At 65.3% G+C, this 12,434-nt stretch carries 11 protein-coding genes; 8 read left to right on the top strand and 3 right to left on the bottom strand.

What is annotated here, in order from left to right; genetic code table 11:
* Positions 1-15 precede the first annotated feature (15 nt).
* A complete protein-coding gene (locus J2808_RS10380) occupies positions 16-714 on the bottom strand; it encodes a TIGR03089 family protein (protein ID WP_309815622.1) in 699 nt (232 codons plus the stop codon).
* A gap of 413 nt (positions 715-1,127) precedes the next feature.
* On the opposite strand from J2808_RS10380, the gene J2808_RS10375 reads away from it, so the two are divergent.
* The 3 genes from J2808_RS10375 to J2808_RS10365 are packed head-to-tail and all read left to right on the top strand — an operon-like array spanning position 1,128 to position 6,677.
* Positions 1,128-1,670: a WhiB family transcriptional regulator gene (locus J2808_RS10375; RefSeq protein WP_309815617.1), complete on the top strand. Its 543-nt coding sequence runs from the start codon at positions 1,128-1,130 to the stop codon at positions 1,668-1,670.
* 29 nt (positions 1,671-1,699) lie between these two features.
* Positions 1,700-5,032 (top strand): glycosyltransferase, encoded by a 3,333-nt coding sequence (locus tag J2808_RS10370; protein ID WP_397428032.1) that lies wholly within the window; start codon positions 1,700-1,702, stop codon positions 5,030-5,032.
* Positions 5,025-6,677 (top strand): DUF5719 family protein, encoded by a 1,653-nt coding sequence (locus J2808_RS10365; protein WP_309815613.1) that lies wholly within the window; start codon positions 5,025-5,027, stop codon positions 6,675-6,677. The genes J2808_RS10370 and J2808_RS10365 overlap by 8 nt, the downstream gene beginning before the upstream one ends.
* A 17-nt stretch (positions 6,678-6,694) precedes the next feature.
* Here J2808_RS10365 and J2808_RS10360 read toward each other — a convergent pair whose 3' ends face one another.
* The gene (locus tag J2808_RS10360) at positions 6,695-7,210 is read right to left on the bottom strand and encodes a metallopeptidase family protein (protein ID WP_309815609.1); all 516 of its coding nucleotides are present in this window, start codon (positions 7,208-7,210) and stop codon (positions 6,695-6,697) included.
* Between the two features lie 121 nt (positions 7,211-7,331).
* Here J2808_RS10360 and J2808_RS10355 point away from each other — a divergent pair, with 121 nt between their 5' ends.
* The 5 genes from J2808_RS10355 to J2808_RS10335 all read left to right on the top strand — a co-directional run bounded on the left by J2808_RS10355 (position 7,332) and on the right by J2808_RS10335 (position 12,257).
* On the top strand, positions 7,332-7,721 hold the full coding sequence (locus tag J2808_RS10355) for a DUF3499 domain-containing protein (protein ID WP_309815606.1): 390 nt from the start codon (positions 7,332-7,334) through the stop codon (positions 7,719-7,721).
* 79 nt (positions 7,722-7,800) lie between these two features.
* Positions 7,801-8,052, top strand: coding sequence for a Trm112 family protein (locus J2808_RS10350; RefSeq protein ID WP_309815603.1), 252 nt, complete (start codon positions 7,801-7,803; stop codon positions 8,050-8,052).
* 165 nt (positions 8,053-8,217) lie between these two features.
* Entirely contained in the window at positions 8,218-9,705 is a 1,488-nt protein-coding gene (gene ahcY / locus J2808_RS10345; protein ID WP_309815600.1) for an adenosylhomocysteinase, read from the top strand.
* A 63-nt stretch (positions 9,706-9,768) separates the two neighbouring features.
* Positions 9,769-11,007, top strand: a complete 1,239-nt coding sequence (locus J2808_RS10340) for a L,D-transpeptidase (protein ID WP_309815597.1) — start codon at positions 9,769-9,771, stop codon at positions 11,005-11,007.
* 80 nt (positions 11,008-11,087) lie between these two features.
* On the top strand, positions 11,088-12,257 hold the full coding sequence (locus J2808_RS10335) for a TIGR01906 family membrane protein (protein ID WP_309815594.1): 1,170 nt from the start codon (positions 11,088-11,090) through the stop codon (positions 12,255-12,257).
* Between the two features lie 13 nt (positions 12,258-12,270).
* Here J2808_RS10335 and J2808_RS10330 read toward each other — a convergent pair.
* A partial coding sequence (locus J2808_RS10330; RefSeq protein ID WP_309816687.1) for an integrase core domain-containing protein occupies positions 12,271-12,434 on the bottom strand: 164 nt, incomplete at its 5' end.

Here is a 12,434-nt window from a genome sequence, read left to right as displayed (position 1 = left end):
TGCTGGCCGGTGCGGCTACTTTCCTTGGATGCGTTCTGCGGCGAGGAGATGGTCTGTCAGCTGCACATCCGGGTGGGCCAGCACCACGGAGCCGCCGTTCTGCCAGGCGCCGAGTGAGTTAGCCAGGGCGGCTTCCAGGCCATCCGCTGCCGTGATTAGGAGCCGCACGCCTTCATCGTGCGGGGCTGAGAAACCGGTGAGCAGGCCTTCATGGAGGTGGCGCTGGCCGTCACTGCCCGCGATGGCGCAGCCGGACGCCGAAGGATCTGCGTGCGCCATGAGGATGTCCCCATGGGAACGCACCTCCGCGGCATAGTCGATGACTCCGGCAGGGAGGTCCCCCGGCCACCGCATGGCAAGCGCCGGCAGCGCGACGGCAATCACGGCGTCGTACTTTCCTGTCACGCTTCCGGGCTTGTCCGTGACGAGTAACTCTGCCTCGCTCCCGTCCAGGACAGTCTCCATGCCAAGCTGCCAAGCGGCCAGGGCCCAGATCAGTGATTTCCAGTGCGCGGGGAGGTCAAGGCCCAGCCGCATCTCCGGCTCGGCGTCGAGTTCGTCCTGCAGCAGGTTGCCGGTTTTTGCCACCCAGTTATCCAGGACGCGTCCGGAAAGTTCCACCCGTTCGGAATCAGGACCGTACCAGGTGAGGCGGGGCGATGTGGAGTGGCCGGAACGCAGGGTGGTCATCAGTTCGATCGCCGGGATGCTCATGGCACTATCTTGCCACGGCCCCCTTGGGAGCATCTCGGTTTAGGGGGAGCAACTGACATCAGGGGCATCCGGCTATCTACCGTCGACCTGCTGTGATGTTACTCACATTGGTTTGTCATCTCATTTGTCTTATTGGGGCGGCACCTGTAGTTTTGGCCGGTATTCATGGGAAGCGGGGGCTCCCGGCGCTGCATTTGCGCATCCCTTCGTTCGGCGCGCCGAACCTTGGGAAAATTCCCGGGCGTGGCGTGACGGCGTTTCGCTGGGAATGTTGATTATTATCCCGTCGGCGGCTTGACTCCCTGCTAGTTACACACGTGTAATTAGATATAGAAAGCGACTGCATAAATACCGGCACACAACCGAGTGTCAAAGGAATCAGGCAGTGGCTGCAAACTTTCAGGAGGGTCGCCGTGGGGCAAGCAGAGCGTATCCATGAAGATGCCGTCGTCGCCGGCCAGGCAACGGCTAAATACCGCGCACGGGGCGTACCGAGCGACTGGTATGTGGATCCCGCCGATCCTGACGCCGCGGACCGTTACAACCGAGCCACGAAGGACCCCCTCCAGGACCAGGCCACAGCGTTCCTGGCGGCGCACGAAGCACTCCTTGACGGTGGGCACGACCAGGACGATGACGACCTGGATCCCCCCATGGAGCTGCGGACTTCCGGGCCGGAAACTACCCAGCCGGTGTGGATCGGGTTGCCGTTCAGGCAGGACTTTGACGACGAAGGTGAGCTCGGCTGGCAGACTGATGCGTTGTGTGCGCAGACCGATCCGGAAGCCTTCTTCCCGGAAAAAGGCGGATCCACGCGTGACGCCAAGAAGGTGTGCGGTGCATGCAATGTGCGCTCACAGTGCCTGGAATACGCGCTGGCGAACGACGAACGGTTTGGCATATGGGGTGGCCTTTCCGAGCGTGAACGCCGGCGGCTAAGGAAGCGAGCAATCTAATTCTTCAGGAAGTACATGTCACTGCCGTTGTGGTGTCCCACAACGGCAGTGCCTATCTCCCCAGAACCCTGGCCGCCCTCGCGGACCAGACCCGGCCTGCAGACTCCGTCATCGGGGTGGATACCGGATCGCGCGATGACTCGGCACTCCAGCTGGAGCGGGCCTTGGGCGCAGAGAACGTCATCAGCCTTCCGCACGGCAAGGCCGGATTGGGTGGCGCCGTCCGCGCCGGGCTTAACGCGCGCTCGTCGTGGGAAGGCCAGTCCCGCCGCGCCGCCACGGAGTGGGTCTGGCTCCTTCATGACGACGCAGCCCCCGCACCGGAGGCACTGGCGGAACTCCTGGGTGCCGTGGAACGCGCACCATCGGTGACAGTCGCTGGCTGTAAGCAACTGGACTGGCACTCCGGGCGCCGCTTGATCGACGTCGGCCTGTCCACCAGCCGGTGGGCCGAGCGCCTCACCATGATCGATGCTGACGAACTCGACCAGGGCCAGTACAACGGCCGAACGGACACCTTCGCGGTGAACTCGGCGGGCATGCTGGTCCGCCGTGACGTCTGGGAGCACTTGAAGGGCTTCGACCCCGCCCTCCCGGGTACCGGCGATGACGTCGACTTCTGTTGGCGCAACCGCCTGGCGGGGCACCGTGTAGTTGTGGTGCCCACAGCGCGGATGTTCCATGTGGCCCACCGGCCCCATGCCCAAGGCAATCCCTCCGCGGCCCGCAAGGCGCAGGTCCACCTCCGGCTCAAGCACGCGCCGCTCTGGAAAGTGCCCATCCACGCTGTGGGCGCCCTGCTGGGCAGTATTTTCAAACTCGTGCTCAGCATTGCGGTCAAGGACCCGGGGCACGGGTTCTCGCAACTTGTGGCGACGTTCGCTGCCCTGGCCAGGCCCGCTGCTGTCGCAAAGTCCCGGCGGACGGCGGCCAGCACCCGCCGAATCAGGCGTTCGGTCATCAAGAAGCTGCAGACTCCCCGGCGTGACGTCTGGAACCACCGCCGTTCCCTGATGGAAGCCCTCGGTGCAGACAAGTCCACGGGCGATGGCCTCCTGCACGATCCTTTGGCGGACCAGCCCACAGGCGACTCCTCCGATGACTTTGCGGCGCTGACCACAACCGAACGGGGCTGGGTGGGTGCCGGTGCACTCGCTGCCACCATCATCGCGGCGGCCGCGTCCCTTACTGCCCTGAGCGGGTTGTTCCGTGCCGAGGCCGTTTCCGGCGGCGGCCTTATCCCGGTGTCCGCCAGCCTTGGGGAAATCTGGCATCACGCCTCCAGTTGGTGGATCAGCCTGGGGGCAGGGCTCCCCGGCAAGGGAGACCCCTTCGGCTACGTGGTGTGGGTCCTTGGTTTGTTCGGCGGCGGCGATGCCAACGCGGCCATGTCCTGGCTGCTCCTGCTTGGTGCTCCACTGTCCGGCCTGACGGCGTGGTTCGCAGCCGGCGGCGTGACAACCAGGCGCCGTTTCCGCTTTGTCGGGGCGCTGTTCTGGGCAGCGGCTCCGGCCTTGCAGGTTGCCCTCAACCAAGGCCGCGCCGGTGCATTGGTTGCCCACATCATGATCCCGCTCGTGGTCCTGGCACTCTTGCGCGCCACGGGCTCCGCCGTTGGCCATGGGCGGTTTATGGTCCCCTCTCCGGACGATCGTCGGTTCACAGACAAGCCGCCCGCGCGGCCAGGCATCAACGGCATGCCGTCCTGGACTGCGGCCGCCGCCGCGGGCCTGGCACTGGCTGTGGTTTGCGCAGCTGCACCCTCGCTGCTGATCCCCGCTGCGGTGCTCATCGTGCTCTGTGGGCTGACGCTGGGACGTCGAGGCCGCACTGTGTGGTGGGCACTGTTGCCCAGCGCTGCGCTCTTCCTTCCGTTTGGACTGTCTGTCATCGACAGGCCACGGGCACTCCTTGCAGATCCCGGCGTCCCGCTGGGATTCGAGGCCGCTCCGCTATGGCAGCAACTCCTTGGGCAGCCGCTGCTGTTCGCGCCCGGGGGTGGCCTGTCGGGCCTTCCATTTTTCACCGGACAGGTCATTCCGTGGGCACTTGCGCTTGCGCTGCTGGTGGCCGTCCCGGTCCTGGTGCTTGCTGTGGCGGCACTGTTCCTTCCTGGTAAACACAGCCGGACGGCGCGTGCACTGTGGGTGGGTGCGCTGATCCTCCTGATGGGTGGCTGGCTGGCCGGACACGTCGTCACGGGCGCCACTGCCGACACCATGGTTACGCCATTCACCGGCCCGGCTGTCTCGGCCGCCGGATTCTCACTCCTGGCGGCAGCGCTTATCGGTGCCGGGCGCCTGCTGGATGCCGCAGACCGTCCCACCGCACGCAGCGTCAGGCGCAATATGGTGCTTCGCTCCGCCACAGCCGTTGGCATGGTGATACTGCTGGCCGGTCCTCTGGCCGGTATGGCGGTGTGGTCGGCTCAGAATGTCCTCCGCCCGGCTGCTTCGGCACAACCCGCGGAGAGCCCGGCCGGGCCGGCACTCGGCACGCCCCGGCTCGTGGAAGCCGGCAACGTCCGGACCCTTCCCGCCACGGCAATCGACCGCGGCACCGGGCCTGAGCAAACGCGCACACTGCTGATCACCACCAAGGAGAATGGCACCTTTGACGCGGCTCTGATGCGCGGTGCCGGGACCACGCTCGACAGCCTTTCCACCATCGCCGCAGCCCGGAACATCATGGGCGCACCCGGCCAGGAAACTATCCGTGATGACGACGACGTCACGGCCTCAATCCGCAGTGTGGTGGCCACCCTCGTGGCCGGTCAGGGCGTGGACCCCAGGCCCGAGCTCGAACGCCTGGGTGTTGGATTCGTGGTGTTGCGCTCGGCAGACACCGCAGCCCAGCTCACGGCCAGCAAGATGGATGCCGTACCCGGCCTGGTCGCCGTAGGACAGACGGATGTTGGCTGGCTTTGGCGTATTACCCCGCTCAACCAACCTGCGCTGGAGGCGGCCGATGTAGCCCACCGCGTGCGGATTGTGGACACCGCCGGAGCCACGGTGGCACTGGTGCCCTCCAAATACGACGACGTCGATACCAGCGTTGCCGAAGGGCCGGAAGGCAGGCTGGTGGTGCTCGCCGAGCGGGCGGATCCGGGATGGAGCGCCTGGTTCGACGGCCGGAAACTCACCGCCACCACCTCAGGCTCGGCCCAGGCCTTCACTTTGCCCGCCTCGGCGGGCCAGCTGACCATCCGCTACGACGCCCCGTGGGCGTTGTGGTCCGGAATCGCGCAGGCCACAGTGTTCGGACTCACGGTGATGCTCGCCATTCCCATGCCCGCACGCCGGCCCAACACGGGCCTGTCACGGGACGAGGGATCTTTGCGTAAGGAACACCAGAATGCATAAGGACGCCCCACACGCCGAAACGGCTGGGCAGGAAACGGCTCCGGCGAACACTACGGCGAAGGGTTCGGTCCGCAGGGCCGCGCCCAAGGAGGTCCTGGCCGGACTGGTTTCGGCGGTGGCGATCGTCGCGGCGGCAGGCGGCATAGTGGCTGCGGCGTCCCTCACGCCCCAACCGGCTGGCAGCCGGAGCATCCCTGCGACATTGGCCTCCGTTCCGGCCGGTGCAAGCGTCGGGATATGTCCCGGACCGGCTCGCCTGCTGGAAGGAACGGAAGCAGGCACCGACCCCCAGTTCAGTCCGGAATCAGCAACGGCCACGAGTGTTGTCAGCGGTGCCGTCCTGAGCGCCCCGGGCGGTGTCCTGCCCGGCAGCCTGCTGTCGGCCCTCAACGGGAAGCCTGCCATCGAGATTGCCAAGGGTGGTGGCCAACCCGGCAAGGAGGCCGGTCCCCAGGATCTGAAGGCCGGTGTGCTCAAGGGGCGCAGAGTGGATAGCGCTACCGTCCTGAGTGCCGAGGCCCTGGCGGGCCAGAAGCCGTCAGCAGCTGGTGTGCTGAAATACGCGGCCACGGATGGTGACCTTCAAGGTTCTGCGGCAGCCAATTGCCAGCCGCCTGCCAACGACCTCTGGCTCGCCGGTGCCAGCACCACTGTGGGCCGCACGTCCGTCCTGATCCTCAGCAATGCCTCCAGCACTCCAGCCACTGTCAGCCTGGAGCTGTTTGGCAGCAAGGGGCAGATTCAGGCCCCCGGCAGCCGGGGGCTCCTCGTTGCGCCGGGATCCACACGCTCAATTGTCCTCGCCGGCCTGGCTCCGGGGGAGGCGCAGCTGAGCGTCCACGTCCGCAGCGCCGGAGGCCCCGTGACCGCCGCCATCCAGCAGAGCGTGCTGAGGGGACTGACGCCTGGCGGTGTGGACTTCATTGTGCCGGGGGCTGCTCCTGCCGCCCGGCAGGTCATGACAGGCCTGGACATCCAGAGCGCTGACGGGATTGCCGCGGTCACGGGAAAGGGCGGCTTCGATGACGCCGGCCCGGCTCTCGCCATCACCGTCCCTGGTCCTTCGGACGCCGTAGTGGAGGTCAAACTCTTCGGCCGGGATGGGCAGAAGGCCCTGCCCAAGGGCGGTGTTGTCACGGCCAAGGGCGGCGCCGTGACCGAGGTTTCACTGGCAGGCGTTCCGGCCGGCCAGTACACGGTATCCACTAGTTCGGATGTGTCGTTTGTTGCCGCGGCACGCGTCACCCGCGGCGTCAACAGCGGACAGGCATCGGATGTTGCGTGGGCGGCCTCAGGCGTCAGGCTGGGAAGCCAGCATGTGGTGCCGGTGCCGCGGGGCGGCGACCGGGTCCTCGTCTTCGGTGTGCTGGAAAACCGGGCCACGATTTCATACGCTCCCGTCACAGCTGACGGAAGGATCCGGGCGGCGGCAACTGCCGACGTCGCTGGCGGCACCACAACCTCCATCAAGCTTCCCGCAAAGGTCGGGGCGTCAGACGTGGTGGCCTATGTGGTTTCGGCATCCGGTGACGCCGCCTACGGCGCGCTCCTCCTCCAGCAGGCAGGCCGGGAAGACATCTCAACATTGGCCTTTATGCCGGCCGCGTCCGGACAGGAAAAGGTAGCCGTCACCCTGGGCTACTGACCGGTGGTCCGGGGGGCTCAGTACCTGCGGCGGTAGACCGGATCGAGCGTTTCGGGTGCCACTCCGAGCATTTCCGCGGTGTGTTCCACGACAACGTCGTGGACCAGGTCCTGGAGTTCCTCCCGGCTGCCGCAGCCCTGCTCAACAACCCGGCGGTACAGGGTGATGACAGGGCCTTCCTCGTCCGTAGCCGGAGTGTAGGAACCCATGGGCGGGGGAGCGGCGTTGGCCACCAGCTGCTCCAGCTCCGGGGGTATTTCATCGACGGCAAAGCGTACGCCGTCCAGCGTCTTGCCCCAGATGTCGTGCAGCCGCTGCGCGGAGTCCAGCACCATGTCATCAAAACGGTCGGACCGCGTCCGGTACCCGGGATGTGTGGGCAGCACAAGTTCGCCTCGCAGGCCACGGCCATGGCGGTTCCTGCGGCGCGCCGCAAAGCTTCGGCCCGACGAATCCGGTCCCGTTTCTCCGCTGCGGGCGTCAGGGTCAGCCAAACGGACCGAAAAAGCTGAATCATGGTTCGATGACTGCATACATTGACTGTAAACCCGGCCGCAGATTTACGCGACACTAGCCGGGGAAACGCGCCAGGACGCGGCGACAGGGGCGGTAAATACCAGGAAAGGACGGTCAGACGGAGTAGTCTGTGATGTCGTGGGAGCTATCCGTGAATGTTCAAGATCAGCCTGCCGTCAATCAGCGGTGGCTACTTTGACGTACGTCTATGCTGACTCCACCGCCGTTCTGGGTCCGCTCGCCACCTACGCCGAGCCGCATTGTTACGATTTGTGCGAGCAGCATGCCGGCTCGCTGACGGTTCCCCGAGGTTGGGAAGTACTTCGCCTGGCGATGCCCACCAGCCCGCAGCAGCCTGGCCCCGACGACCTCCTGGCATTAGCCAACGCGGTCCGGGAGGCGGCATCGCTGCCACCCAAGCTCCAGACAACGCAGAACCAGCGCGCTTCGCATTCAGCGCTGGAGGCGCCTGCCGCGGCAGAAGGCACCCGCCGGGGTCACCTGCGTGTCCTCCGCGAACCTTCCTGATACTGATCTGGCGGTAGGCTGGAACCTGCTAATCAGTCAGCCAACGGCGCGATCACGCGCCTTTTCGGGAGCATCAACCATGGCAAAGATCAGTCCTGACCTGTTGTCCGTCCTGCGCTGTCCCGTGACCGGCTCGCCGCTGGTCCAGGACGGTGACGAGCTTGTGTCGACGACGGCGGGAGAATCCGGCGTCAAGCTGCGCTATCCGATCCAGGACGGTATCCCGCTGCTGCTGCCGCCGGAACTGCTGCAGGCAGCCAACGCGGCAAGCTCAGACCAGCACGATTCCGCTGCTTCCGTGGCCAACGGCAAGAGCCCGGCCACAGACTAGGGCCCGGCAACGGCCGCAGGAGCCCAGCCAGGCACCAAAGCCCGGACAGTATCTCCCGGCGAGTTCCGGGTCCCGGCACACCCATCACAGACGACTTCCATCCAAACGACTTTTACGCAGACGCTTCAATGCCGTCGCCGCCATCGGACAGAGCAAAGGAATCCCATGACATTTGACTATAAGGTTGCCGACATTTCGCTGGCTGAAGCCGGCCGCCACCAGATCCGCCTGGCCGAACATGAGATGCCCGGCCTGATGTCCCTCCGGCAGGAGTTTGGCTCCAGCCAGCCTCTGAAGGGCGCCCGGATCGCCGGTTCCCTCCACATGACCGTGCAGACCGCCGTCCTGATCGAGACCCTCACCGCGCTGGGAGCCGAGGTCCGCTGGGCCTCCTGCAACATCTTCTCCACCCAGGACGAAGCCGCCGCGGCCGTTGTGGTGGGCAGCGGCACCGTTGAGGACCCGCAGGGCGTTCCGGTGTTCGCCTGGAAGGGCGAAACCCTCGAAGAATACTGGTGGACCGCCCAGCAGATCCTCACGTGGCCCGGCGCGGATGCTGACCCTGAGCTCGGTCCGAACATGATCCTGGACGACGGCGGTGACGCCACCATGCTGGTCCACAAGGGTGTTGAATTCGAAGCGGCCGGCACCGTCCCGGCAGCAGCCGACGACGAGTCCGAAGAGGGCCTCATCTTCCTCGACGTGCTCCGCGCGTCCCTGCAGGAAGATCCGCAGCGGTGGACCCGGATCGGCTCCCGCCTGCGCGGCGTCACCGAGGAAACCACCACCGGTGTGCACCGCCTCTACCAGTTGGCCGAACAGGGCAAGCTGCTGTTCCCCGCCATCAATGTCAACGACTCCGTCACCAAGAGCAAGTTCGACAACAAGTACGGCATCCGCCATTCACTGCCGGACGGCATCAATCGCGCCACCGACGTTCTGATGGGCGGCAAAGTGGCAGTTGTCTGTGGCTACGGAGACGTCGGCAAGGGAGCCGCAGAGGCTTTCCGCGGCCAGGGTTCGCGGGTCATCGTCACCGAGATCGACCCCATCTGCGCCCTCCAGGCTGCCATGGACGGCTACCAGGTGGCCAAGCTCGAATCCGTGCTCGGCGAAGGCCACATCTTCATCACCACCACGGGCAACAAGGACGTCATCCTGGCCGAGCACATGGCCGGTATGCGTGACAAGGCGATCGTGGGCAACATCGGCCACTTCGACAACGAAATCGACATGGCCGGCCTCGCCAGGATCCCCGGGATCCGCAAGGTGGAGATCAAGCCCCAGGTGCATGAATGGGTCTTTGCCGCGGACCCGGCCACGGGCCAGGACAGCCGCTCCATCATCGTGCTCTCCGAGGGGCGCCTCCTCAACCTTGGCAACGCCACCGGCCACCCCTCCTTCGTGATGAGCAACTCGTTCGCCAACCAGACGATCGCCCAGATCGAGCTGTGGACCAAGCGGGACCAGCCCGAAGGCGAACAGGAATACGGCAACCAGGTTTACGTCCTGCCCAAGATCCTCGACGAAAAAGTCGCCAGGCTCCACCTGGACGCACTCGACGTCGAGCTTACGGAACTGTCCAAGGAACAGGCCGAATACCTGGACCTCGACGTCGCCGGCCCGTACAAGCCCGAGCATTATCGTTACTGAGGTGTGACTCCCCGGGCGCGGACCGCGCCCGGGGTTGTGACCTTCAACCAATAAGATCGGACTATGGAGCCTGAAGTAAAGCCGCGCCGCATGTCGACCGCCAAGAAGATTCTCGTCGTGGCAGCCGTCTGCGTCCTCGCCGCTGCGGGTGGTGTCTTCGCCGCCGTCGCGCCGGGCTTCGCCCGTGGGGCCCTTGAATCCGAAGCAGCCTCCGCCGTCCGTTCTGCACCGGGCCTGGCCTTGCCCGTGGTGGCTCCGGTCAAAGTGGACATCACGCCTGCCGATGCCGCCAAACAGGTGAACCCGGCAACGCCGGCTTCAGTCAAGGTGGGCAATGGCAGGATCGAAAGCGTCACCCTCACCAGCACCTCCGGTGAAGCCGTAGAGGGTGCTTTCGCGGCCGATGGCAGCAGCTGGTCTGCCACCGCCCCGCTGAAGTTCAACACCGAATACAGCTACACGTATGTGGTCACCGACGAGGCAGGACGCGAAACCACCGCCACGCAGTCATTCAATACCGTATCCAGCACCCACGAGGCCGACGCGGCCATCTACCCGTTGGACGGCATGAAGGTGGGCGTGGGCCAGCCCCTGCAGGTCGTTTTCAGTGAGCCGGTGGTCAACCGGAAGGCTGTGGAGAAGGCCATCAAGATCACCTCCAGCGCCGGCCAGGCCGGCGCCTTCCACTGGTTCAGTGACACCATGGTCCGCTACCGCCCCAAAGCCTTCTGGGCCGCCAACTCCACGGTCACCATGGACATGAAGCTCTTTGGAGTTGACCTCGGCAAGGGCCAGATCGCCAACTTCAACAAGAAAGTGAACATCCACTTCGGCGACAAAAAAGTGGCCATCGCTGACGCCGCCGCACACACATTCACCCTCAGCGTGAATGACAAAGTAGTCAAAACCCTCCCGGTCAGCATGGGGGACAAACGCTTCCCGTCAGCCCGGGGCTACGCCGTGCTGATGGAAAAGAACCGCCATGACCACTTCCGGGCCGCCAGTATCGGACTCAAGCCCGGCGACCCCGCCTACTACGGCAACGTGGATGTGGAGTACGCCATCCGCCTGACGCTGAGCGGGGCCTACATCCACCAGGCACTGGAGTCCGCTTACCCCTTTATCGGTAACACGAACGTCTCCCACGGCTGCATCGGTTTCGCACCCGACGGTGCCGCCTGGGTCTTCGACAATATGACCACCGGCGATGTTGTGCAGATCATCAACACCGAGGGTGACTACGCCGCCCTCGACGACGGCTACGGGGACTGGAACATCCCTTGGGCCGAGTATGACAACTAGGCCGGTAGGCTCGAGACCAGACACATGGCGCTGCCCGGACCAGAGCCGGCGGCGCGGACCCCAACGGAAGTGACGCTGCTGTGAACGACAATTCGCCGACCCCTGCCAAACGCTCGGAGCCGCAGCCGGATCCGGTCCTTGATACTTCGTCGGACTCGGATGAGCCGGCCTTCGCCTGGATGACAGGGCAACCTGAAAGCCGCGCGGACCGCAAGGCCGCAGAGGCTGCCGTCGAGCCTTCCTCGGTGGAGCCTTCCGTGACGGAGCCTTCCGCCGCCGAACCGTCCGTGACAGGCCCTTCAGCTGCCGAGCCTTCAGCCACTGAACGTTCGGCTGCCGGGCCGTCCGCAGCCGGGCGCCCTGGAGCCCAGCGTGCCGCCGTTGCGCCCACGGTGACGGGCAAGCAGGAACGGCCCCTCGCCGGCGCGGCCCGTCATCAGTCCGCCCCCTTCAGCGAACCCCTGCCCACTTCCGCGCTCCAGGTCCGCCCGCCGAAGGAGGATGTGGAACGCCGCAACGCGGAGCGTGAAAGCGCGGCCAACGCCAAGCCAGTGGCCCCTCGTATCTGGCAAGTCCTCCTGGCCCTTTTTTACCCCGTGATCCTGCTGGTACTCGCCGTCCGGGCGGTCACCAGTCCGCTGTTTCTCTGGGTCGAGTACAACAGGCCCGGTTTTCCCGGCGACGGGTACGGCTTTAGCACTGACGACAGAATGACCTACGGCTCCTACACCGTCGACTACCTCAGTAACTGGGCGGGTCCGCGGTACCTCGGTGACCTGGTCAACCGCAGCGGCGACAGTCTGTTCAAGGATGGCGAAGTCAGCCACATGGCGGATGTGAAACTGGTTATCCTGTCCGCCTTTGGGGCTGGGGCGCTCCTGATTGTGCTCAGCATCGTGGCCATTGCCTACCTGCGCCGTCGAAGCACCGGGGGAGTGCGCCGGGGCCTGTTCGCAGGATCGATCGTTTCGCTGGCAATTATCCTGGGCCTCGGGGTCCTGGCGGTGCTGGGCTGGCAGCAGTTCTTCACCGAGTTCCACCGGATCTTCTTCGCGAGCGGTTCGTGGACCTTCGCCCTGGAAGACACCCTCATCCGCCTGTTCCCCGGCCAGTTCTGGATTGATGCCGGCATCGTCATCGCCGGGCTGGTGTTCCTGGCCTCTGTGGTGACACTGATCCTCACCTGGCCCACGCGCCGCCGCCGCGGCCTCGTCAAGGATGACCAAAAGGCCACTGACGTTACGGCCTAGCTGTACCCGGCCATTAGGTTAGTGACACTCGCGTGATCGGGGTGCCTTTGATGGCGGCGTGGATGCGTTCAGTGTTGTAGTTGTTCAGCCACGGGTCAAGTGCCGCAGCTCGTTCGATGTTGCTGGTAAATGGCTTGGCGTAGGCCCATTCGGCTGCCAGGGTCCGGTTGAAACGCT

The sequence above is a fragment of the Pseudarthrobacter sulfonivorans genome, assembly GCF_031454915.1.
Taxonomy (GTDB): Bacteria; Actinomycetota; Actinomycetes; order Actinomycetales; family Micrococcaceae; genus Arthrobacter; species Arthrobacter sulfonivorans_C.
This window is presented reverse-complemented; position numbering and strand designations above follow the sequence as displayed.

Excerpts from the sequence above, each read along its gene's own strand:
- J2808_RS10380 (WP_309815622.1), bottom strand. The coding sequence starts at position 714 with ATGAGCATCCCGGCGATCGAACTGATGACCACCCTGCGTTCCGGCCAC.
- J2808_RS10365 (WP_309815613.1), top strand. The coding sequence starts at position 5,025 with ATGCATAAGGACGCCCCACACGCCGAAACGGCTGGGCAGGAAACGGCT.
- J2808_RS10360 (WP_309815609.1), bottom strand. The coding sequence starts at position 7,210 with ATGCAGTCATCGAACCATGATTCAGCTTTTTCGGTCCGTTTGGCTGAC.
- J2808_RS10350 (WP_309815603.1), top strand. The coding sequence starts at position 7,801 with ATGGCAAAGATCAGTCCTGACCTGTTGTCCGTCCTGCGCTGTCCCGTG.
- ahcY (WP_309815600.1), top strand. The coding sequence starts at position 8,218 with ATGACATTTGACTATAAGGTTGCCGACATTTCGCTGGCTGAAGCCGGC.
- J2808_RS10340 (WP_309815597.1), top strand. The coding sequence starts at position 9,769 with ATGGAGCCTGAAGTAAAGCCGCGCCGCATGTCGACCGCCAAGAAGATT.